Below are 22,618 nucleotides of genomic sequence, written 5' to 3' on the forward strand. Positions count from 1 at the left end.
TTGCTGGGATCATCGAAGGCCAACATGCCGCAATGGCACGCCATGCGCGTGCGCCACTCACCGGGAAAGACAAGCTTGGAAGAAGAACTGCTGGAACTGATCTATCGCCTCGGCGCTGGCCGCCTGCCGCCGGATCGGGCGCGTGTGATGGCGGAGGAGGTGCTGGCTGCCCGAGCGCGGCCCGACGCCTACCGGCGCAAGCACACCGACCTGCGCTGGAGCGACAGTGCCGCGACGCCGTTGTGGCAATGGGTGCTGTGCGAGCACCTCGCTGAAGACGTGCTGCTGCAGGGCGACCAGCTCGACCAGCTCTACGAGCAGGTAATCGATCGCCTGCCGGACGGGGGCCTGGGTGTCGACCTCACGCCAGAGGACGTGGGCGGCTATGCCGACACGCTGCAGGCCCTTGATGCAGTGCAGGCGCAGCTCGCCGGCCTGGGCCTTGTGCTGCTCGACTTCGGCCCGGTGGTGTCGTCCACCGCGTGGCAGCTGGTGCTGGTGGACCTGGCAGACCTGCCCCGGCTGCTGGCCTTGTGCAGCGAGCTGGGCATCGCGGCAGCGCCGGCTGAGCAGGCCGTGTCCGATTCGCTTCGCCTGCACGGGCGGTAGCACGCTGCCGCCGACGCAGCAGGTGCCGCGGCGGCCTCCGGCATCAGCGCTTGTGCAGGGCTTGCGGGCGGTGGATGGCGGTCTTGCCGGACTTCTCGCTGCGCACTTCGTATTGCGGGTCCTCCGAGGAGGCCTGTGCGGTGTGGCCACCGGCCTGGGCCGGGCGGGTGACGCGTTTCACCACCGTGCCGGCCGTGCGGCCCTGTGGGGTCTGCCACGACACCTTGTCGCCGGCATGCAGGGGGGGCGGCGTTTGCTTCTTGCGGTTCATCGGCGCTGGGGTCAGGGTGACTGAACCTGATGAGCAGCAAGGCGCGCGCCCTGCCGAGGGCGCTGCCCCATGGCGGGCGGGGCAGCGGCTTGCGGGCCCGCGTGGGCCGGGCGTGGAAGGCGTCCGGCCCGCGGCTCACGACATCACTGGCGCACCGGCGGATGCTCCGGCCAGGTGACCACCGGGGCGGTGTACTGGCTCGCCTTCTTGCGCAGGTCGGCCAGCGGCCGGGCGCTCATCGCGTAGTACAGCGTCGCGTACGCCACGGCATCGGAATTCACGTCCAGCGCGCGCAGGTTGATGTTGTCGTAGGTGTCGCAGGCTTGGTGGTAGCACCGGTCGTACGCTTCGCCGGCGCGGCCGCCCCACAGCGCGGCGGCCTCTGCGGTCTTCACTTCCTCGGCACCGGTGAAGATGCCGCCCGAAGGAATGCCCTGCGCGATGAAGGGACCGTAGTCGGAGCGGCCGGAGAAGTCGGTTCCCCGGAAGGCGACGCCGCGGCGGCTGTAGAAGCCCTGCAGCGTCTTCTCGATGGCGGCCGACCCGCTCGGGCCGGGGCCGGCTCCCACCTGGTCGGAGTCGTCGCCGTCATAGATGAAGTAGCCGGCGTTGGGCGAGGCGATCATGTCGAAGTTCAGGTACAGCGCGATGCGGTCGCGCTCGGCCTGCGTGAGCTGCTCCACATAGCGGGTCGAGCCGACCAGGCCGGACTCTTCCGCGCCCCAGAGCGTGAAGCGCACCTTGTTGCGTACCCTCATGCCGGCCATCTGCACCGCGGTCTCGAGGATGGCAGCCGAGCCCGAGCCGTTGTCGTTGATGCCGGGCCCGGCGTCCACCGAGTCGAGGTGGGCGCCGACCACCACCACATGGTTGGCGTCACCGCCGGCCGTTTCTGCAATCACGTTGCTGGTGGTGGCCTGGCCGCGGAAGGTGTCGGTCTTCAGCCTCAGCACCAGGCCGGCAGTGGCTGCCAGCCGCTCGCCGGTGGCCTGCGAGACCGAAGTCACCGGCAGGTCGAGGGTGAAGTCGGCCCCCAGCGTGCCGTTCAGGTCGCCGGGGATGTTGTTGTAGATCACCGCACCCACCGCGCCAGCGGCGCTCGCGTTGGTGGCCTTCACGGCGAAGGTGCAGTCACCGCGCCGTAGCAGGGCGATGCTGCCGGCCGGAAAGCCGGCGAAGTCGGCGCTGCTGCAACCGGTGGCGGCGCCCGAGGGGCGCGCGACTGCGGCGCGCACCTGACCGCTGCCGGAGTAGCTCATGATGCGGTTCTCGATCGACTGCACCGGTCGCGGGGCCACCTGCTCGAGCTGGCTCGGCGAGCGCGACAGGAAGGTCTGGAACTGGAATTCCTGCCGCGTCACCTGGTAGCCGGCCCGGCGCAGCACCTTCTCGGCATAGTCGGCGGACTGATTGAAGCCCGGCGTGCCCGACACACGGGTGCCGTGGTGGGCGTTGGCGATGCGCTGCAGCGCGGCCAGGTGGCGGCGCACACCGTCGACGGTGACGCAACCGAGCAGTTGGTCGAAGACGTTGTTGCCACTGGCTCGGCAGGGAGCGACCGCTGGCTCGGCGACCGCCGCGATGTCGGCCTGCGCCCCACCGTCGTCCGCGTCGCCGCCACCGCCACAGGCGCCCAGCGACAACAAGGCCATCGAGATCGAGGCCGAAAGCAGGAGCCTGCGGGCAGGCAGGGGGGAGGAAAGGGTCTGCAACATGAAGGTGCTCCTCGGGTCCGGTGCTCCGCCCTTGTGGGGCATCGAGCGGTTGTGGGATGGACCGCAGCAGGTTCCCTGCACACCGGACCTGGGGTTTTATCAAGCCGTAACTTGCCGCAGGTTGCTGCCTCTGGCGGCCTTTCTGCGTTTGCCCCTGGCCCCCGCCGGGCGGCGCTTGCGGCGCTCCGCCTGCCGCTTACCATCGGCCGCAGCCTGCTTTCACCAGGAGGATGCACATGTTCAAAGTCCTGCTTTCCTGTGCCCGCGCGGCCGTCGTGCCGGCACTGCTCACCGGCCTGTGGGTGGCCGCCGGCCCGGCCCGGGCGCTCGACGTGAAGTCCGGCCTCTGGGCCTCGGCGTCTTCGACGACGGTGGATGGCAAGCCGCAGCCGTCCTCCTTCGAGCGCGACAGCGGCCTCTCGGCGAGCGAAGTGCGCGAGGTCCGGGCGGCGATGCGTGAGGCTGGCTTGCCTGAGGGCTGGGAGCCACAGCTCACCTGCGTGAAGGCGGGCGGCCTCGATCCCCAGGCGGCGCTCAGGGAGCTCGGCCCGCACGGCTGCCACGCGGAAGCACTGCAGCCGGGTCGCGAGGCGCTGAAGTACGCGGTGCGTTGCAAAGGCCCGGACAGCTCGGGCAATGGGCAGGGCGAGGTGACGGTGCGCCAGGGCAGCGAATCACGCGGCGTGCTGCGCGTGAGCCTGGTGCATCAGGGCCGGCCGCTGCGCTACGAGCAGCAATGGGTCGGCAAGTGGCTGGGGGCGGATTGCCAGCACCCGCCGGCCGGCATCGATCCGGCCTGGGTGGAAGGCGCGCCGGACGGCGCGGCGGCCGGGCGTTGAGCTGCCCGGCGCGCGGCCGCGCGGGTGGGATTGTCAGTCGGCCGACACCAGCGTGATGAGGCCGGCTCGGCTCAAGGCCTCGATGTGCGCTTGCATGTCCAGCCCACCGAAGCCCAGCGCGAGCAGCACCCGCACCGGCGTGTGGCCGTTCACCACGGCGAGGAAGCGCCGCGCGACAGGCTCGAGCGGCAAGGAGGCGGCCAGCACTTCGCGCTGGCCGAGGTCGGTGCGGCGAAACACCGCTTCATCAACGTTCGGGGCAAGGACGTCGGCGTGCATGATGTGTGAAATCGATCACAGGGACGGGTTGGAAAGCCCGTTAGGTTAACAAATTATTTCGGCTGTGCAGCGGCTTGGTGCGTCCCGCCCAGATTGGCCGCTGTCCAGACGCCACGATTGCCACCGGCCGGTGGCGTCGATCGGCCGCAGCTGCCCCTGGTTCCCCGGCGTCCGTCCCGCCGGCCGCCGGTATTCACTGCCGGCCTTCACTCCACGGGCCGCGCGTCGCTTCGGCAGGCTCGGCGGCTGCGGAGCAGCCCGGCAGGCGGAAGTACACGGTGGTGCCCTCGCCGGGCGTTGACGTGAGCCAGATGTCGCCACCGTGGCGCAGCACAATGCGGCGGCAGGTGGCGAGGCCGACGCCGCTGCCGGCGAACTCGCGTTCCGAATGGAAACGCTGGAAGGGGCGGAACAGCTTCTCGGGATCCTGCACCTCGAAGCCGGCGCCGTTGTCCCGCACGAAATAGCTGTCGGCGCTGTCCGGCTGCCGCCCGAAACTGACCCGCGGTTGTGCCACCCGCGACGAGTACTTCACCGCGTTGCCCAGCAGGTTGGACAGCAGGGAGCGCAGCAGGTCCGGGTCCGCATGGATCACCAGGCCGTCTTCGACCTCGCAGTGAAGCGCGGTGCCCGGGTAGCGGGTCGACAGCTCGCCGAGCACCGCGCGCGCCAGCGCGCTGGCGTCGTTGGCGCAGCAGCGCAGCTCGCGACGGCTGACCTTGGCCAGGGCCAGCAGCGCGTCGATCAGCGCCTCCATCTCGACAGCGCCCTTTTCGATATAGCCGAGCAGCTCCCGGCCGGTGTCACCAAGCGCGCCGCCGTGCTTCAGCGCCAGCAGCTGGCCGACGCCGCGGATCGCGGCGAGCGGGGTCTTGAGATCGTGCGCTGCGCTGTAGCTGAAGGCCTCCAGGTCGTCGTTCACGGCCTCCAGCTCGGCGGTGCGCTCGCGCACCCGGGCCTCCAGGGTCTCGTTCAGCCGCTTGAGCGCTTCACTTGCCGCCTTGCGCTGGGTGACGTCATAGGCGATGCCGCCTTGCATCACCGGCTTGCCGTCTTCGTAGATCAAGCGCTTGCGGTCGCGCAGCCAGCGCACCGAGCCGTCGGGGCGCACGATGCGGTATTCGCTCTCGCACTGCCCATCGCGGCGCAGTCGGTCGGCGGCCTGCAGGGCTCGCTCCCGGTCGTCGGCGTGGACGCAGCGCAGCCAGTGCAGGGCATCCGACTCGAACTCGGCCAGGGGGCGCCCGTAGACTTCGGCATGGGCTCGGCTGCGGTAGAGCGAGCGGCCCTCCAGGTCGGCCAGCCAGAGCACCTCGTCCAGGCTGTCGAGCAGCTGGTGGAAGCGGGCCTCGCTGCGCTCCACCGCCGTTCGTGCCGCCACCTCGGCGCTGATGTCCTGTGCCAGCACGAGAGCGGCGCAATGGCCGTCGTGGTCGATCCGGTGGCCGCTGACCCGGGTGGCCACCAGCCGCCCGTCGCGCGCCAGATGCTGCCAGGTACCGACATGGCTGCCGCCGGTGCGCAAGGGCGCCAGCAGGGCGCGCAGCTCGGTGCGGTCGGTCGCGGCGCGCAGGTCGGTCAGCGTCATCGTCAGGAATTCGGCCTCGGCATAGCCGTAGACGCGGCAGGCAGCCTCGTTCACCGCGAGGAAACGCAGGTCGTCGAGGTCGATGATCCACATCGGGCTGGGATTGCCGAGGAACAGGCGCTCGGTCCGCCTTTCCTCGCCGAGGCAGCCGTGCCGCACCAGCCAGAACAGCGCCACGCCGGTGGCCGCGACATAAGCCAGGCCCTTGATGGTCTGCAGGGCGGTGCCGGGTGCGGCGGCGCCGGTCTGCCACAGCGCCGCGTCGGACACCACGATCCAGGCGCTGCCCACCGATGCATACAGCAGAGCGATCCTCAAGGCGGTGTGCGAGGCCCCGCTGAGCGAGGCCGGCAGGAAGCCGATGCGCAAGCTGCTCATGCTGGTCTCCTTCCTCGTCCGCGGCAGGCAGCGGCCGTGGAGGATGCCGACGGCGCAGGCCGGCCACCGCGGCGGCAGGCACGGCCCCGCCCCGATTGTGAGCGGCGCGTCCCGTCCCGGCACGTTCATCTTCCGCCGTCAAGGACTCGTGGTCGTCTGGTGGCGGGGCAGCTCGCGAGGGCCGCTGCTGCCGGCCGGCGGCGGTGCGCGGCCGCATGAGCCGCAACCCTGCGGAGGCGGCCGCACTTTTCCAGCACAATGGCCGCAGCCGCCGCCTGGCACGCCGAAGCGAGGCGCGGCCTGCGATGCCCGTGCGCACCGCTCCTGCCGTGCCCGGCGGGTGCTGTCGCTTGCAGGGGCCGCCATGGACCCGGGCCTCCGAGCGCAGGGCCGCCTTCGGCAGGAGAGCAGATGCGAGCGCTTCAACTACTGCTGGTCGACGACGATCCGCTGGACTGTCAGGCCATCGAACAGGCCTTGCGCGGTGCACCGCTGCAGGTGGTGCTGACGCGCGAGGCCGATCCCGCTGTCGCCCTCGACCGCATGCTGCAGCGCTCCTTCGACTGTGTGTTGCTGGAGCTGCGCCTGCCGCGGCTGGACGGGACGGCGGTGCTGCAGAACATGCGCTCGCTGGACATCGCGGCGCCGGCCGTGATGCTCGTCGGCGCGGGCGACGAGCCGCGGGTGGTCGAGCTGATGCAAGCCGGCGCCGCGGATTGCGTCGTCAAGCCGGCGCTCACCCCGCTGCGGCTGGCCCAGGCGGTCCTTGCAGCGGCGCAGCTCAAGCAGGCGAGGGAGGCTGCGCGTGAGGCCGGCGAAGCCTCGCGCCAGCAGGTCGAGCTGGCGCAGATGCTGATGGGCATCGTCTCGCACGACCTGCGCAATCCGCTCAACGTGGTGATGCTCAATGCCGCGCTGCTGGAGCGCATGCCCGACCTGCCGGGCCCGGCGCGCCAGAACCTCGACCGCATCCGCCGCAGCGGCAAGCGTGCGATGCAGCTGATCAACGACCTGCTCGACTTCACCCAGGTGCGCCTGGGCCGTGGCATCCGTGTGACGCCGGTGCCGGCCGATGTGCACCAGATCGCGCAGCAGATGGCCGACGAGGTGAGGCAAAGCCATCCGGGCAGCGACATCCGGGTGGCCTGCTCCGGCGAGGGCAGCGGCATCTGGGACCCGGGCCGTGTCGCGCAGGTGGTGTGCAACCTGCTGCTCAACGCAGTGACGCATGGTGCCCCCGGCACGCCCATCGAGCTGGAGGTGCGGGGCGAGGCCGAGCAGGTCTGCCTGGCGGTGCACAACCAGGGCGAGCCCATCGCGGCCGGCTTGATGGACGGGCTGTTCGAGCCCTTGCGCCAGGAGGGCACGCCGGCGGTGCCCGACCACATCGGCCTGGGCCTGTTCGTCGTGAAGCAGATCGCCATGGCGCACCGGGGCGAGGTGCAGGTCGCGTCCTGCCCCCGGCAGGGCACGACCTTCACCGTGCGCCTGCCGCGGGTGTGAGGGGGCTCAGGACTCGCCGCAGACCTTCTCGATGTCGGCCAGCACCTGCTCGATGTCGATCGGCTTCGTCCAGTAGCCGACGAAGCCGGCCTGGCGGGCGCGCTGCAGGTCCTCGGGCATCGCGTCGGCCGAGCACATGAAGGCCGGCGTGTCGCGCAGCGCGGGCAGGGCGCGCAGCCGCTGCAGCAGCTCGTAGCCGGTGGTGTCGGGCAGGTTGGCGTCCAGCGCGATCACGTCGGGCGCCCAGCGCACGGCCAGCGCAAGGCCCTGCGCGCCGTCCTCGGCCACCTGCAGCTCCACATCGCTTTGCAGCCGCATGGCGGCTTCGAACAGCATCGCATTGACGCGGTTGTCCTCGACATACAGCAGCCGCTTGCGCACCTGGTGCTCACCGCTGTGCGTGCCGGCGGCCGGCCGGAACGGCAGCAGCTCGCCCGGCGCGGTGCTGAAGGCGGCAGGGGAGACATCGTCGCTGCCGCTGTAGAGCGGCAACTCGATGAGCGCCCGGGTGCCGTGGCCCACACCGCTCTCGATGTGCAGGCGGCCGCCCATCTGTTCGATGATGGCGCGGGAAACGAACAGGCCCAGGCCGGTCCCCTCGATGTCGGAGGCCTCCTTGCCCAGCCGCTCGAAGGGCTGGAACAGCCGGGCCAGCTGCTCGCTGCTCATGCCGGGGCCGTCGTCGGCCACGCACAGCACCGCACGGCCGGCGTCGCTGCGGTCGACCGACCAGTGCACGCTGCCCTGGTCGCGGTTGTACTTCACCGCGTTGCTGCCGACATTCAGCATCACCTGGCGCAGCCGCACCCGGTCGGCCACCACCACCACGCCGGGCGGCACCTCGTTGATGCCAACGATCTGGCGGGCCACCGCCATGGGTTGCAGCAGCTCGATGGTGCTGTCGACGGCATCGGCGAGATCGATGGGCTCCGGGCTCAGCGACAGGCGGCCCTCCTCGACCTGCTGGATGTCGAGCACGTCGTTCACCAGCGCCAGCAGGTGCAGCCCGGCACGGCGGATCTGGTTGGCGTAGCTCAGCTGGGCCCGCGCATCGAGCGACGCCGGCTCGCCGGCTTGCAAGGCCAGCAGCTGCGCGAAGCCGAGCACCGCATTCAGCGGGGTGCGCATCTCGTGGCTCAGACGGGAAAGGAACTGCGTCTTGGTGCGGCTGGCTGCTTCGGCTGCCTGCTGGGCCCGTTGCGCGCGCTCCATCTGCAACTGCTCGGTGATGTCGCGGAAGTAGACCGCCAGGCCTTGCCGCGAGGGGTAGGCGGTGATGTCGTACCAGCTCTCCAGCGGCTCTGAGTAGGCGCGGAAGTGGATGGCCCGGTTCTCATCGCGGGCGCGTTCGAACTCGACCTGGAAGGCGGTTCCCACCGTCTCGGGAAACGCCTCCCAGATGTCGCGGCCCAGCAAGGTGGTGCGCTCACGCCGCAGCAGCTCCTCGGCACGCCGGTTCACATAGGTGAAGCGCCAGTCGCAGTCGAGGGTGTAGAGGCCGTCGGTGATGCTCTCCAGCGTGGCGACCAGGCGCTCGTTGAGCTCGCGGTTGTGCGCTTCGGCCTGGCGCTGTGCGGTGATGTCGCGCAGGATGGCCACCACGCCGATGATCTGCTCGCGCTCGTCGCGGATAGCGGTGAAGGCGGCGTCGACGATACGGCTGCCGCGGGCCGCGTCGAGCCTGAACTCGCCCTGCGCCGGCAGGCCGCGGGCGGCTTCGCCGGCCACCTGTGCCACGATGGCCGGCGCTTCGAACAGCTGTGCCAGCGTCAGGCCCACCGTCTCGTGTTGACGCAGCTGGAAGAGACGCTCGGCCGCCGCGTTGCAGGAGACGATCGCGCCCACCAGGTCGAGCGAGACGATGGCGTCGTGCGCGCATTCCAGCACGCCGGCGAGGTAGTGGTCCGAGACGAGGAGTCGTCGGTGCTCGGCGCGGCTCAGCGGCTGGTAGCCCGCCAGCTGCTCGCGCATGCGGTCCAGGGTGGTCCGCGTGCGGTGTTGTTGCGCGCTGGCCGACACGGCGGCTTCCAGGTGGTGGTGCAGCTCCTCGCTGTCGGCCGACAGGGCGGACCAGCGGCCGCCGGGCGGCGCGGCAAACAGCAGCTCGCGCCGCACCTGCGCCTCACGCGCCGGATCGAGCGCGAACACATAGCGCAGCTCCGGATGCTGCGCGCCCAGGCGGCGTGCCACCCGCGACGGATGCTCGACGCAGGGGCCGACCACCACCACGGTGGGCAGGCCCTGCTCCTGCGCGCGCTGCACCAGCGCGGAGGCAGCCTCGGGCGAGGCCGCATGGTGGGCCGTCACGTTCAGCGCGGCAGCGTGGTGCATCACCCGCTCGCGCAGGGCCAGCGCCAGCGCGTCACTGCGTTCGCCGGTCAGCACCAGGAGCTGGGTGTCCATCGGCGGCCTCAGACGAGTGGCAGGCCAAGCACCGTGCGGCCGGTCCATACCGTCAGCATGTCGGTGGTGGGCGCCATCACATGGCCGGCCCGGGCGTCGCGCAGCAGGCGCGACAGGAGGCCGTGGTCACGATAGCCGCTGCCACCGCACAGCGTCATGGCTTCGTTGGCGACCGTCACGGCGGTGGTGGCGGCGTCGGCCTTGCAGGCGAGGATGGCGGGAAGTGCATCGGGGCTGCCGGTGTCGCCCAGCAGCGCGGCGTGGTGCAGCAGCAGGCGCGACTTCTCGACGCTGGCCCACAGCTGGCCGACCCGGTACTGCAGCACCTCGACCTCGCTGGCCGCCTGCCCGGAATGCGCATAGCGGCGCGACTTCAGGTACTGCACGGCGCACTCCAGCGCGGCACGTGCCACGCCCAGGTAGGTGCCGGCCATCGCCGTCAGGAAGAACGGGGTCACCACCTCGAACACATACCAGGCCTGGTCGCCCTCGCGGCCCAGCAAGTGCTGCAGCGGCACGCTGACCTGCTCCAGCCGAAGCGCCCGGGAAGCGTTGCCGCGCATGCCGAAACCGCGCCATGGCTCGCCCCAGTGCAGGCCGCGGGTGCCGGCGTCGACCACCAGGCAGCTGAAGTCGCCACCGACCGGCTCCTCGCACGCCGCCGTGGACACGACATAGGAATCGGCATGGCTGCCGTTGGTGACGAACTGCTTGGTCCCCTCCACGATGAAGCGCTCGCCCTGGCGCAACAGGCTGGCCTGCGGCAGGAAGAAGTAGGCGCCGCTGCCGCCTTCGGAGAGCGCCAGCGTCGTCAGGTGCCGGCCGGCAGCGATCGGGCGCAGGTACTTGTCGTCGTGGAAGGGCGTGGCCTTGGCGGCGATCACGGCGGTGGCCACGCAGTGCATGCCGTAGCACATGGCGGTGGAGGCGCAGGCCTGCCCCAGCACCTCGGTCAGCGCCGCCAGGCCCAGCAGGCCCTGGCCGTGGCCGCCCAGCCGGCTGGGCACGGTGAGGCCGCACAGGCCGGCCCGCGCCAGCGCCTGCAGCCCGGTGGCGGGCCAGAGGCACTCCTGGTCGATGCGATCGGCCTCGGGCAGGATGGCTTCCTCCACCACCGCCTGGGCGGTGGCTCGCAGCGCTTGCAACTCGCTCGGCAGGAAGTCATTCATATCGCACCGACATGCCTTGCATCATCAAGGTGTCTCTCACCTGGCAAGAACCGTGCGTGGAAACGCCCCCGAAAGGCCGCGAGCCGCCGGCACGCTGCGTCGGTGCCGGGGCCGCTTCAGGCCGCGAACAGGCCGGTGAACAAGGGCCTGGCGTACAGCTGTGCAACGTTGGCCGCCCTGACGCCGCCGGCCCAGCGTGGCAGCCCGGCGACGGAGCTCACCATGCCAATGATCATCTGGGTGGCGACCCAGGGGTCCACCGGGCGCACCGAGCCTTCGAGCATGCCGTCGGCCAGGCAGTTGTAGAAGCGCAGGCTGACGCTGTCCAGGCGCTGCGCCAGCGGCCCGCGCAGGGCCGGCGGCATGCCGGACAGCAACACCGGGCGCAGCAGCGGCCCTTGCGGCCCCAGCTGGCATTGCGCGAGGTGGGCGGCGGCACTCGCCAGCCGTGTGGCGGCGCGCCCTCCGGCCTGCTCGGCGGCCAGCTGCGCCGCGCACATGACATCGAAGCTGCGGCCGAAGCAGTCGCTGACCAAGTCGTCCTTGGCCTCGTTGTGGTGGTAGAAGGCGCCCTTGGTGACGCGCAGCCGGGCCGAGATCCTGTCGACCGAGGCGCCCCGGTAGCCTTGCTCGTTGAGCAGGTCGGTGGCCGCGCGCAGGAAGGCCTCGCGATGCGGATCGCCGCTGCCGACGAGGGCCTGGCCGGCCAGCGGCTGAGGGGCCCAGTCGGCCGGGTCGTGCAGCAGGCCCTGCGACAGCACCTGGTACATGTGGCGCGCCAGCCGGGGCAGGAGTTCGCTTTCATAGCGGCCGGTCCACACCACGGCCCACAGCACTTGCGAGATCAGGAAGTGCGCGCGGGCGTTCAGCGTGTCGCGCTCCGGTGGAGGGTGGCCGTCCTCCAGCAGCAGGCGGCGGAAGCGGCGGAACATGTCGAGGTAGGCGCGGCCGATCGGGAGGTCGGCCACGTCGTCGAGCGCACGCAGGTCGCCGAAATGCAGGAACGGCGGCGCCTCGCCCTTGCGCACGCGGGCCGACAGGGCCATCCACTCCTCCAGGACCACCCGCACCCGGTCGCGCGGGCTGGCCGCTTGCGCGGCCTGGCTGATGATGCGGTCGTAGACCACGAAGGCGCGCTGGAAGCACTCGACGACCAGGTCTTCCTTGCGTCGGAAGTAGTAGCGCACGCTCTTCAGGCTGAGGCCGGCGAACTCTGCCACGTCGGCCAGCGTGCCGCCCTTGACCCCCACGCGATTGAAGAGGGTGGCCGCCCCGGTCAGCATCAGCTCCCGGTTTTGCTCGAACTTGCGCGAGCGGGTCGCTGAAACGGCGGCACTCAAGGCCACACCCCGGGCGCCGCCTGCGACCCGCTGGCACTGCAGCCGGGGGCCGGCGGCCCGCTGCAGGAGGCAGCATCGAACGGGAAGGGCATGCAACGTCTCATGCGCCACAGATGTTACCTGCGGTGCGTGCCCGGGGACCCCTCGCCCGGCTGCCGGCGCTGCCGGCAAGACCGGCGGTCATGCTGTGCGATCGTCGCCCGTCAGGACCGCCGCGACAGCCGGCCGTCACGGCGTCAGGGCGACACGGCGACACGGCGGACACGGCGGACACGGGGCGCCGCGGGACTTGCCCTTGCCCGTGTCAAGGGCTCGCCTGCCACCCTCGTCACCGCCACGGAACCGCCATGAGCCACCGCCTTGCCCTGGAAACCAGCCCCTACCTGCGGCAGCATGCCGGCAACCCGGTCGACTGGTATCCCTGGGGCCCGCAAGCCCTTGCCCTGGCGCGCGAGAGTGGCCGGCCCATCCTGCTGTCGATCGGCTATTCGGCCTGCCACTGGTGCCATGTGATGGCGCACGACTGCTTCGAGGACGAGGATACCGCCGCGCTGATGAACCGGCATTTCGTCAACATCAAGGTCGACCGGGAGGAGCGGCCCGACCTCGACCACATCTACCAGGCGGCGCACCAGCTGATCGTGCGCCGCGGCGGCGGATGGCCGCTGACGATGTTCCTCACGCCCGAGGGCGAGCCCTTCTTCGGCGGCACCTACTTCCCCAAGCAGCCGCGCTGGAACCTGCCCGGTTTTGACCAGGTGCTGCAGGGCGTGGCCGACGCCTGGCACCACCAGCAGCCCCAGCTGAAGGCGCAGGGCCGGCAGGTGGTGAACTACCTGCTGGCCTCCCAGGCGCCGCCACCGGCCGGCGAGCCGCCCTCCGTGGAAGACCGTGGACAGGCGGCGGCACAGGGCTTGATGGACAGCTTCGATGCCGAGCACGGCGGATTCGGCCACGCCCCCAAGTTCCCGCATGTGCCCGGGCTGACGCTGCTGCTGAGGCAGCCCGGCCAGGCCGAGGTGCAGGCGGCGCTGCTGAGCCTGCGCCGCATGGCGGAGGGCGGCCTGTATGACCAGCTGGGCGGCGGCTTCTTCCGCTACAGCACCGATGCCGAATGGCTGATACCGCACTTCGAGAAGATGCTCTACGACAACGGCCTGTTGCTGCGCCTGTATGCGGAGGCCGGGCAGTTGACCGACGAGCCGCTATGGCGCGAGGTCTGCGGGGGCACGGCGGACTGGCTGCTGCGTGAGATGCCGGCCGCAGGCGGCGGCTGGTGTTCCAGCATCGACGCCGACGCCGAAGGCGAGGAAGGGCGCTTCTACGTCTGGCAACGCGACGAGGTGCTGGCGCTGCTGGGCGCGCCGGGTGCCGACGCTGCCGTGTTTGCCGCCCGCTACGGGCTGGACGAGCCGCCCAACTTCGAAGGCCATGCCTGGCACCTGCATGTGGCGCAGACGCTGCCCGACGTGGCCGCCGGCACTGGCGCCGATTCCGCTGGCTTGCCGGGCCGGCTGCGGCAGTGCCGGCAACGCCTCTTGCAGGCCCGCGAAGCCCGCGTGCGGCCGGCCCGCGACGACAAGGTGTTGACGAGCTGGAATGCGCTGGCCATCGAAGGGCTGGCCTTCGCGGCGCGGGTGTTCGCCGAGCCGCGCTGGGCCGCTGCAGCGAGGGACGCGCTGGCTTTCCTGCGCGAGACGCTATGGCGCGACGGGCGACTCATGGCCACGGTGAAGGACGGCCACGCCCACCTCAATGCCTATCTGGACGACCATGCCTTCCTGCTCGGCGCGACGCTGGAGGTGGTGCAACTCGGGCCGCTGCGGCACGAGGAAGTGGCGTTCGCCCGCGCCCTGGCAGAGGCCCTGCTGGCGCGCTTCGAGGACCGCCACGAGGGCGGCTTCTTCTTCACCAGCCACGATCACGAGTCGCTGGTGCTGCGGCCGCAGGCTGGCCACGACGGCGCCATTCCCTCCGGCAACGGCGTGGCCGCGCTGCAACTGCAGCGGCTGGGCCACCTGCTCGGCGAGCCGCGCTACCTGGCGGCGGCTGCCGGCACGATACGGCGCTTCGCGGTCGATGCCGGGCAGTCGCCACAGGCCTTTTGCAGCCTGGCGCTGGCGATGGGGGAAGCGGCCGAGCCCCCGCCACTGGTGGTGCTGACCGGCCCACCGCAGGAGCTGGCCGCCTGGGCCGCCGCACTGGCGCGCCGGCATGCGCCGGGCCTGTGCTGCGTGCAGCTGCCGGCCGACACCACCGGCCTGCCGGAGGTGCTGGTCAAGCCGGCGGCCCAGCGGGCACAGGCCTGGATCTGCCGGGGGCCGCAATGCCTGCCGCCGGTGGACACGCTGGAGGCGCTGCTGCGGGTGCTCGCCGAGCCGAGGTAAGCCGGGCCCTCAGGCGGCCGCGGCGACCGCCGGAGCGACGTCCACCGAGCACGGCCAGCCGGGCGCCGAGCTGTGCGCCTGGCACAGCCGCAGCGCCTGCTGCCGCCCGAGGCGCGGCGTGCGTGCCGCCGGCCCGCCGGCCTGCTTTGCCGAGCGAGCCTGCAAGAAATGCCGCTGCGCGACGCCCGGCGGCACCGGGGCTTCGCAGCCCGCATAGCGCAGCCGGCGGGGATCGGCGCCGAGCGCTTGCAGCACTTCGGGCGCCAGCAGGTGGCTCACCACCAGTTGCTGCTGCTGCGGGCCGGGCGGCGGCGTCTCGCCGTCGAAGGCCAGCTGTTCGAGATGCACGGCGTAGCCGGCTTCGCAGGAGTCGCCCAGCTCCCAGAAGGCGCAGTACTGCAGCCCGATCCAGCGGTCGTGGTGGACCCACGGCAGCCAGCCGTGCACCGCAGCACCGGTGGACTCGATGTAGTCGAGGGCCTGTTCGAAATTCATCATCTTGTGTTCTTCCCTGTTCTGTGTGGCGGCCGGCCGGGCGCCGAGGGGCGCGGGCCGGGCTCCGCTGCCCACCGACTCCGCGAGGGCGCGGCCGATTGGCAGCAATTGTTGTGCCCACGTGCCGGGGTGCCGGGCGCGTGGCCGGGCACCTGCGTCCGATGCTGGAACGTCGGGCCGTTAAGCTGGCGGCCTTGCGGACGGTTCCTCGACAACGGGTGGTAGATGCGACACATCGATTTTCTCGGGGCGGCGTTGCCCGAAGGTTTCCATTGGTTCAACGAACCCGCCGAAGTCAGCCTGGGCAACGGCCTGAGCTTGCGCACGCGGCCGCGCACCGATTTCTGGCAGCGCACCCACTACGGCTTCCAGCGCGACGACGGCCATTGCCTGCTGAGCGAGCTGGAGGGCGATTTCTCGATGGAGACGCGTTGCCGCTTCGCACCGCTGACGCAGTACGACCAGTGTGGCCTGATGGTGCGCGCGGATGCGATGAGCTGGATCAAGTGCTCGGTGGAATACGAGGATGCGCAGCTCAGCCGGCTTGGCTCGGTGGTGACGCAGCACGGCTATTCGGACTGGGCGACGCAGGACATCGATTCGGCCGTGCAGGCGATGTCCTGGCGCATCAGCCGGCGCGGCGACGACTTCCTGCTGGAGGTGTCGGCCGACGCCCTGCACTGGCGGCAGCTGCGCATCACGCACTGGCACGACTGCCCGGCGCGGCTGGCGGCGGGCGTCTACGCCTGCAGCCCGGTGGGCGAGGGCTTTGAATGCGGCTTCGAGTTCCTGTCCCTGGGGCCCAACCGCTGGACCGCATGAAGCCGGCATGACGGATGGCACGGGCCGGCGGCGGCCTGCTCGGGCAGACTGATGCGCCGCGCGCGGGTCGCCGCGACCTGCGCGCCTGACTCCCAGGACCCGTGACGTGCTTGACCGACTGTTTCATTCCCTTGGCCATCCGCTGACCCTGTTGCGCCTGTCCGGCTCGGCCGTGCTGGTGGTGCTGGTGGCCACCGCGCTGCTGCATTGGCGGGGCCTGCTGCCGCCCAGCGCCGACGACGGGCTGATCGCCGCCAGCTTCCAGATGTGGACGGGGCGGCTGCCCGACGCACGGCCCTATGCCGTGCTCGAGCTGCTGCTGACCGTCGTCTACGGTATCGGTTTCTGGTTCGCCACCGACGAGCACTGGCCCGAGCGCCACCCGCGCCGCGCCCTCGCCGTGCTGGTGCTGCTGGACATGGTGGCGCTCACCACCGCCAACGGGCTGACCTTCATCCTCACCGCGCTGGTGGGCGCCTCGTGGCGTCCGCGGGCGGCCCTCCTGTTCACCCTGGTGCAGGTGCTGATCAACGCCTTGTGCAACAGCATGACGGCCGGCGAGGAAGCGCAGCTGCAGACGTTGAAGGCGGCGCTGTCGCCATGGGGGGTCTATCTGCTGGTGCTGCTGGTCTATCTGTCGCTGCACGGTTTTGCCCTGGGCCTGGGCCGGCTGGTGGCACGCGAGCGCGAGCGGCGCCTGATGCAGCAGCTGATGGCGGCCGAGCTGGCCAGCCAGGAGCGGCTGCAGCTGGAGCAGGTGCGCTTCGCCGAGCGGCTGGAGTTGGGCCGCGAGCTGCATGACCTGATGGGCCACCACTTGGCCGCGCTGAGCATCAGCCTGCAGCTCAGCCGCGAGCTGGCCCAGCGATCCGGCCAGGCCGGCCTGCAGGCGCCGCTGGACAGTGCCAGCCTGGCGGCCCAGCGCCTGCTCGCCGAGGTGCGCGAGACGGTATCCACCGTGCGCGGAAGCCGCCGCATCGACCTGTCGGCCGCGTTGCAGGAGCTGGCCTCGCGCATCGAGCGACCGCGGGTGCTGCTGCAGGTGGACGAGATCGCCAGCGACCTGCCGCCCCGGGTGGCACATGTGCTGCTGCGCTGCGTGCAGGAGGCGGTCACCAACAGCGTGCGCCATGCATCGGCCGCGCAGGTGCGGGTGAGCATCACCCGGCATGGCGGCGAGCTGGTGGCCAGCGTCGCAGACGATGGCCGCGGGGCCCCGGCCCTCGTGTTCGGCAACGGCCTGTCGGGCATGCAGGAGCGCCTGCACGAGCTGGGCGGACGGTTGGCGGTGCTGCCCGGTGCTCCGGGGCTGGAGGTGCGGATGATGTGCCCGCTGGGCGCTTGAGGCAGACGCGGCGGGCGGAGTGTGGGTTCGGATCGGTTGTACGAGGGACGGGTACCCGGTACTTCACGCTCGCACCTCGCACCTCGCACCTCGCACCTCGCACCTCGCGCCTCGCACCTCGCGCCTCGCGCCTCGCGCCTCGCGCCTCACCCGATGGCGGAAGCTAGGGCGGGTCAAGGCGCTACGTGCTCGTGCTCGTGCTCGTGCTCGTGCCGGACGCCAGGTGCCAGGTGCCAGGTGCCAGGTGCCAGGTGCGGTGCGGTGCGGTGCGGTGCGGTGCGGTGCGGTGCGGTGCGGTGCGGTGCGGCCCGCGCATCGCGGGCCGCTGCCCACCCTGCTGCCCGCTTCAGCGGCGGACTGCCAAGGCGTCCCCCGGCCGTCGCACCGAGAACAGCACGTCTGCACTGCCCGTCGGCCCCCCTGCCAGCAGCGCCTGTGGCCGGCCGCGCAGGTGCTGCTCGAAGAAGGCCACCAGGTAGCTGCGCGTCACCGCCAGCGCACGCACCGGATCGATGGTGGGCGGCTGGCCACCGTCGCTCGGCAGCGGCAGGCCCAGTTGGGCGGCAATCAGCGGGACATCGGCGAAGCTCTGGTGGCCGGCGCCCGGCAGGCTCAGGTCGTAGGCGATGCCGGCATGCGCCTGCAGGAAGGCGCTGCGGGTCGGGTCGGCCTCGCGCAGGGTGCCGGCGCTGGCCAGCAGGAAGGGTTGGGTAAAAGCTGCCGGCTCGCCGTACAGCAGGTCCTGGAACGTGCCATCGAGGTTGGCAGCGGCCCTCACCCGCGTGTCGACCCGGCTCAGCGCGGCCGAGGCCGAGCCGCCGTAGGAATGGCCGAACATGCCCACACGGGCCAGGTCGAGCCGGCCGGTCAGCAGCCCGTGCTGGCGGTCCTGTTGCTGCAGTGCGGCCAGCTGGTCGAGCACGAAGCGGGCATCGGCCACCCAGGCCGCGTGCACCGCCTGCTCACCGAAGACACGGCGCGGCTCCACCTGGGCCTGCAGCACGCTGCCGTCCGGATAGACCAACGGGCCGCTGGAGTAGGCATGGCTCAGGCCCAGCACCACATGGCCCTGGCTGGCCAGTTCCTCGGCCAGCGCGGTGTAGGTCTCGGCTGGATACCCATAGCCGTGCGACATCAGGATCACCGGGTAGCGTTCGGTGCCGCCGGCCAGTGGTGCGCCCAGCTGCGAGTGGGTCTGGACACGATCGAACAGCTGCTCGGGCCAGCCGGTGGCCAGTGCCAGGCGCGGACCCTGTTCCGGCTGCAGGAAGTAGGGCGCAAGGGCCGTGCTGCCCTGCGCCGGCCGGGCGGCCGGATACCAGGCGCGCACCAGCACGCGGCGGCGGTCGTCGGTGCGGCTGGAAAAGTCCTCGGCGCGGCTGGTATCGATCCAGGCGTAGGCGGCGGTGCCGACGGCATGCGGGCCGGTGGGCGCCGGCAGGGTGGCCACCGGTGTATCGCCGACCGCCAGGGGGCTCCAGCCGAGATGCGGCGTGCCGCTGTGCTCCGCGGCATGCAGCAGCACGCGGCGGGTGTCGGGAGCCAGCACGCCGGCTTGCAGCAGGGCGCCGATGGCGAAGCGGGCGAGCAGGTCGGGCCGGCCGTCGCCGTTGAAGTCGCTCTCGGAGAGCCCGGCGGCGGCCACGCCGGGGCCGGCGTCGCCCGCCAGGCGCACGGTGGCGCGGTCGAGGCTGGCGATGTCGAGGCTGGCGCTGCCGAGCAGGGCCACTTCGAGTTCGGCGGCCGGATCGAGCGAGTGCAGCCGCTTGGCCGGCATGCCGGGCATCGGATCGATCGCCAGGTCAGCGCGCAGCGCGGCCTGCTCCAGCGCCGGCCGCTCGTCGGCGGAGCTGGCGCGGCGCAGCGCGACGCCGTTGATGATGAGGTAGTCGCCATCGGGGCGGCGTTCATGGCGCACGCTCTGGCCCTGGTCGCGGCCCAGGCCGGCCACCACCGCGCGGTCGTCGCTGCGCGGCAGCAGGCCCATCACCAGGCTGCAGTCGTCCTGTTCGCCGAGCAGGCAGACGCGCAATTGCAGCAGGCCTTCGGCCAGGCTTAGGTCGGCGCTGGCGATCAGCTCCGGCGGCAGGCCATCGGGCAGCCGGTAGTGGCCCAGGCGTTGCTGCCACGCCGTGCTGGGCGGGGCGGCCTGGACGCGCTCGGATTGCAGCTGGCGCAGGCCGAGGCCCGGTTGCTCACGGATCAGCACCGCCCGGCCGGCCAGTTCGTCGAAGCGGAACCACAGCGGCTCGCCCAGGCCCGGATCGAACTTGTAGAGACCTCCGGCATGCGGCTGCAGCTCCAGCTGTGCGCCGTCGGCATGGACCAGCAGGCGGCCGCCCTCCAGGGCCACCCGTGCCCAGCCGGCCAGCGGCAGCAGGTAGTGCCCCTGGAAGCGGCCGATGCCTGACGGCACCTGGCCCACCGGTGCCGGCACGGCCGGCTCGGGGGGCGGCGCGGCCTGCAGGCCGGTCTTGGCGTGCAGGGCGCGGCTCAGGATGTCGCGTTGCAGGTCGTCGATCAGGGCTTCGGCGCTGGTGCTGTTGCTGAGGATCACCACGCCCAGCTTGTGCTGTGGCAGCAGCGCCAGGGTGCTGCGAAAGCGCGCCGTCCCACCGTCGTGGCTCACCATGGGCGTGCTGCCGCCGGCGGCCAGCGGCAGGTCGCCGAGCTGCCAGGCGAGGCCGATGCGGTGGCCCAGGTCGAGCGGCACCGCTGCGTTTTGCGGCGTCCACAGGGCGCGCACCGAGGCCGGGGTGAGCAGGTGTGTGCCCTGCGGCGTGCGGCCCTCGGCCAGCAGCATCTGCATGAAGCGCGACAGGTCGAGCACCGTGGTGCGCAGTGCGCCGGCGGGCGCCTCGGTCTGCAGGTTCCAGGGCGGCATGTGGGGGCCGTTGCCGGTGGCATGGCCTTGTGCCATGCGGGGCTGCAGGCGGGCGTCGGGGCGGAACGAGGAGTCCTGCATGCCCAGCGGGGCCAGCAGGGCCTCGTCCATGTAGGCCGTGAATTCGCGGCCGGCGGCGAGTTCCATCACATGGCCCAGCACGGTGTAGCCGGTGTTGGAGTAGGCGGCCACCAGGCCGGGGGGAGCGCTTGCGTATTCCGCACGCAGGGCGGCCACGCGGTCGGCGTTGGAGATGGGCTGCGCCAGCATCTGGCCGGCATAGAGGTTGGGAATGCCGGCATGGTGGCTCAGCAGGTGCCGCAGGCGCACGGGGGCGGCGCCGGCGTCGTCGCTGTGCAGGCTGAAGCCGGGCAGGGCATCGGCCAGCGGCTGGTCCAGCGCGAGCCGGCCTTGCTCGACCAGCCGCATGAAGCCGGCGCTGGTGAAGACCTTGGCGATGGAGCCGGCTTCGTAGACGGTGGTGTCGCGTGCAGGCGTGCCGGTGGCGGCGTCGGCCACACCGAAGCCTTGCGACCAGACCACCTGCTGGTCGTCCACCAGCGCGATGCTGAGTCCGCGCACCTCGTTTTTCTGCATGGCGGCGAGGATCTGTGCCGGCAGCTCGCGGCGCAGTGCTGCATAGGGATCGGCCGGCGGCTCGGGGTCGCGCCGGTCGTGGCCGCCGCAGGCCGCCAGGGTGGCGATGCAGCTGCCGAGCACGAGGGGCGAAGCCAGGCGCCGCCACCGCGCATGCCACGGGTTGTGGGTCATGAAACACCTCGATGGATCGTCAGGGAAGGGAAGCGGCGCCGCGCCAGCGAGTGTGGCCGAGGTGCTGCCCTGGCCCGCGTGCCGAAAGTCATGCCGCGGTGGCCAGCCCGGGCGACGAGGTGCAGGCAAGAAAACGCCGCGTGGCCTGGCGGCGACGCGGCGTGAAGCGGAGGAAGGGAAGTGGGTGTTGTCGGTCGGGCGCGGTGGCCGGTGGGTGGCCTCAGCGCTGTCGGTCGAAGTAGGCGCGGTGGCCCTTGGCAAAGGCGTAGCCGGCCGTCTTGTCCCAGTTGATCGACCAGGTCATGATGCCGCGCAGCTTGGGCTGGGCCGTCTTGGGCACGTAGCTGCCGCAATTGAGCAGCTTCATCAGGCAGTCGAGCGCCTGCTGCGTCTGCGCCACCGAGAGGTAGCCGCCCGAGGGGGCCGCGCCGCTGGTGGCCGGCACGCCGAAGCCGACCTGGTCCGCGCGCAACGGCGGGAAGAACTTGTTGGGGTCGCGGCCGACGTTGAAGCCGGTGAGCAGCATGTCGGTCATCGCCACCTGGAAGTCCACCGTGCCCTGGCTGTAGGCCCGGTCGTCGAGGCCGGTGATGCTGCCGGTGTTGTAGTGCTGCACATGCAGCATGGTCAGCTCGTTGCGCAGGCCGTGGATGATGGGCAGGTAGGCGCCCCAGATGCTTCCGGACACCGAGTAGCCGCCTTGCACATAGGCGGTCTCCGGCGCCATGGTGACGCTGAAGTCCTTGCCGAAGCGGGCCTTGAGCGCCTTGACGCCGGCAATGAGGTTGACGGCCTGCGGTGTCTGCGGGTTGCGGAAGTCTTCGCCAGCGCCGATCGACAGGTTGTTCTCGATGTCGACGTCGATGCCATTGAAGCCGTACTTGGCGATGATGTCGCCCATCGTGCGAATGAAGATGTCGCGTGCCGAGGGCGTGTCGAGAATGATCACGCCGTTGGCACCGCCGAGCGACACCTGCACCCGCTTGCCCTTGGCCTGCTTGGCCTTGATGTCGGCGATGAACTCGGCCTCGTTGAAGGCCTTGTCGAGCTCGAACTTGGCGGTGCCGTTGGGGGCGAAGGGATCGCCCTCGACGAAGGAGACGTTGATGATGTCGTACTCGTCCGGCACGTCACGCAGGCGGATGGTGCCGGTGCCGTTGTCGAAGTTGTGCCAGTAGCCGACGACCACATGCGCGGGCAGGGCCGGACCCGGCGGGGCCGGGGTGGGCGTGGGGGTTGGAGAGGGCGTGGGGGTGGGTGTTGGCGTTGGGGTCGGCGTCGGCGTGGGGGTTGGCGTCGGAGTCGGTGCGCCGGAGGTCGGGCCCAGGTCCTTCCACAGGCTGGGCGTGTCGGCGGGGTTCCAGCCCGTGCCCGGGTGGGCGGTGTGGGTCACATGGGCCTGGTAGTCGTGGCCGTTGTAGGTGACGACGGTGCCCGCGTTGTAGGTGGCCCCTTCCTGCCAGAGCGGCGCCGCGTGGGCGGCGAGCACGCCGCCGGCCAGCGCAGCCACGGCGAACAGCCGGGTGAGTCGGGAAAGCTGGGGAGATGTCATGGCTTGTTCCTCTGAAGTCAGCAAGCGCCTGCTGTCGGGCGCCCTGGGCATCGGAGAGGAGCCGGTATCACGAAAAGCGCCTGCATCCGACTGGGGAATCATGCAGGCTGCTTGGTATACCAGGTGCAACGATTGGTATGCAGGTGGTATCTGATTCGCGAGCGGTGTCTCGGAAAAGCGGGCGCCACCGCTGCCTGCGGGGGCCCGACCGGCTGCCCGCCGCAACGAAGTGGTATCACCCTGCCCGCCGTGACGGCCGCCTGACGGT

Annotated in this window: 16 protein-coding genes; 6 read left to right on the top strand and 10 right to left on the bottom strand. The window is 71.2% G+C overall.

What is annotated here, in order from left to right; all coding sequences use genetic code 11:
- The first annotated feature begins 75 nt into the window (after positions 1-75).
- Positions 76-609: a DUF6630 family protein gene (locus N7L95_RS17660; protein ID WP_301256559.1), complete on the top strand. Its 534-nt coding sequence runs from the start codon at positions 76-78 to the stop codon at positions 607-609.
- Between the two features lie 43 nt (positions 610-652).
- Here N7L95_RS17660 and N7L95_RS17665 read toward each other — a convergent pair whose 3' ends face one another.
- Positions 653-880, bottom strand: coding sequence for a hypervirulence associated TUDOR domain-containing protein (locus N7L95_RS17665; RefSeq protein WP_301256560.1), 228 nt, complete (start codon positions 878-880; stop codon positions 653-655).
- Positions 881-1,023: 143 nt separating this feature from the next.
- Positions 1,024-2,595, bottom strand: a complete 1,572-nt coding sequence (locus N7L95_RS17670) for a M28 family metallopeptidase (protein ID WP_301256561.1) — start codon at positions 2,593-2,595, stop codon at positions 1,024-1,026.
- 236 nt (positions 2,596-2,831) lie between these two features.
- Between N7L95_RS17670 and N7L95_RS17675 the strand changes: the two genes are divergently transcribed.
- Positions 2,832-3,434, top strand: a complete 603-nt coding sequence (locus N7L95_RS17675) for a DUF3617 family protein (protein ID WP_301256562.1) — start codon at positions 2,832-2,834, stop codon at positions 3,432-3,434.
- Positions 3,435-3,467: 33 nt separating this feature from the next.
- On the opposite strand, the gene N7L95_RS17680 is transcribed toward N7L95_RS17675, so the two are convergent.
- Together N7L95_RS17680 and N7L95_RS17685 are read right to left on the bottom strand one after the other, a co-directional pair.
- On the bottom strand, positions 3,468-3,713 hold the full coding sequence (locus tag N7L95_RS17680) for a hypothetical protein (RefSeq protein WP_301256563.1): 246 nt from the start codon (positions 3,711-3,713) through the stop codon (positions 3,468-3,470).
- Positions 3,714-3,906: 193 nt separating this feature from the next.
- Complete coding sequence (locus tag N7L95_RS17685) at positions 3,907-5,679, bottom strand: sensor histidine kinase (RefSeq protein WP_301256564.1); 1,773 nt, start codon at positions 5,677-5,679, stop codon at positions 3,907-3,909.
- A 411-nt stretch (positions 5,680-6,090) separates the two neighbouring features.
- Here N7L95_RS17685 and N7L95_RS17690 point away from each other — a divergent pair, with 411 nt between their 5' ends.
- The gene (locus tag N7L95_RS17690; protein WP_301256565.1) at positions 6,091-7,182 is read left to right on the top strand and encodes a hybrid sensor histidine kinase/response regulator; all 1,092 of its coding nucleotides are present in this window, start codon (positions 6,091-6,093) and stop codon (positions 7,180-7,182) included.
- Positions 7,183-7,188: 6 nt separating this feature from the next.
- Here the strand turns inward: N7L95_RS17690 and N7L95_RS17695 are convergent, their stop codons facing one another.
- The 3 genes from N7L95_RS17695 to N7L95_RS17705 all read right to left on the bottom strand — a co-directional run bounded on the left by N7L95_RS17695 (position 7,189) and on the right by N7L95_RS17705 (position 12,094).
- Complete coding sequence (locus tag N7L95_RS17695) at positions 7,189-9,585, bottom strand: hybrid sensor histidine kinase/response regulator (RefSeq protein ID WP_301256566.1); 2,397 nt, start codon at positions 9,583-9,585, stop codon at positions 7,189-7,191.
- Between the two features lie 8 nt (positions 9,586-9,593).
- The gene (locus N7L95_RS17700; RefSeq protein ID WP_301256567.1) at positions 9,594-10,754 is read right to left on the bottom strand and encodes an acyl-CoA dehydrogenase family protein; all 1,161 of its coding nucleotides are present in this window, start codon (positions 10,752-10,754) and stop codon (positions 9,594-9,596) included.
- Positions 10,755-10,870: 116 nt separating this feature from the next.
- Entirely contained in the window at positions 10,871-12,094 is a 1,224-nt protein-coding gene (locus N7L95_RS17705) for a TetR/AcrR family transcriptional regulator (RefSeq protein WP_301256568.1), read from the bottom strand.
- Between the two features lie 347 nt (positions 12,095-12,441).
- Between N7L95_RS17705 and N7L95_RS17710 the strand changes: the two genes are divergently transcribed.
- Positions 12,442-14,481 carry a thioredoxin domain-containing protein gene (locus tag N7L95_RS17710; RefSeq protein ID WP_301256569.1) on the top strand — a complete coding sequence of 680 codons (2,040 nt, stop codon included), beginning with the start codon at positions 12,442-12,444 and terminating at the stop codon, positions 14,479-14,481.
- 9 nt (positions 14,482-14,490) lie between these two features.
- Here the strand turns inward: N7L95_RS17710 and N7L95_RS17715 are convergent, their stop codons facing one another.
- Complete coding sequence (locus N7L95_RS17715; RefSeq protein ID WP_301256570.1) at positions 14,491-14,979, bottom strand: hypothetical protein; 489 nt, start codon at positions 14,977-14,979, stop codon at positions 14,491-14,493.
- A gap of 222 nt (positions 14,980-15,201) precedes the next feature.
- On the opposite strand from N7L95_RS17715, the gene N7L95_RS17720 reads away from it, so the two are divergent.
- Positions 15,202-15,798 carry a DUF1349 domain-containing protein gene (locus N7L95_RS17720; RefSeq protein WP_301256571.1) on the top strand — a complete coding sequence of 199 codons (597 nt, stop codon included), beginning with the start codon at positions 15,202-15,204 and terminating at the stop codon, positions 15,796-15,798.
- 106 nt (positions 15,799-15,904) lie between these two features.
- A complete protein-coding gene (locus N7L95_RS17725; RefSeq protein WP_301256572.1) occupies positions 15,905-17,143 on the top strand; it encodes a sensor histidine kinase in 1,239 nt (412 codons plus the stop codon).
- 346 nt (positions 17,144-17,489) lie between these two features.
- On the opposite strand, the gene N7L95_RS17730 is transcribed toward N7L95_RS17725, so the two are convergent.
- Together N7L95_RS17730 and N7L95_RS17735 are read right to left on the bottom strand one after the other, a co-directional pair.
- Complete coding sequence (locus N7L95_RS17730; protein ID WP_301256573.1) at positions 17,490-20,798, bottom strand: serine hydrolase; 3,309 nt, start codon at positions 20,796-20,798, stop codon at positions 17,490-17,492.
- Positions 20,799-21,018: 220 nt separating this feature from the next.
- Positions 21,019-22,350, bottom strand: coding sequence for a carbohydrate-binding protein (locus N7L95_RS17735; RefSeq protein ID WP_301256574.1), 1,332 nt, complete (start codon positions 22,348-22,350; stop codon positions 21,019-21,021).
- Positions 22,351-22,618 lie beyond the last annotated feature (268 nt).

Origin of the sequence: Eleftheria terrae (genome assembly GCF_030419005.1) — a bacterium.
Lineage (GTDB): Bacteria > Pseudomonadota > Gammaproteobacteria > Burkholderiales > Burkholderiaceae_C > Caldimonas > Caldimonas terrae.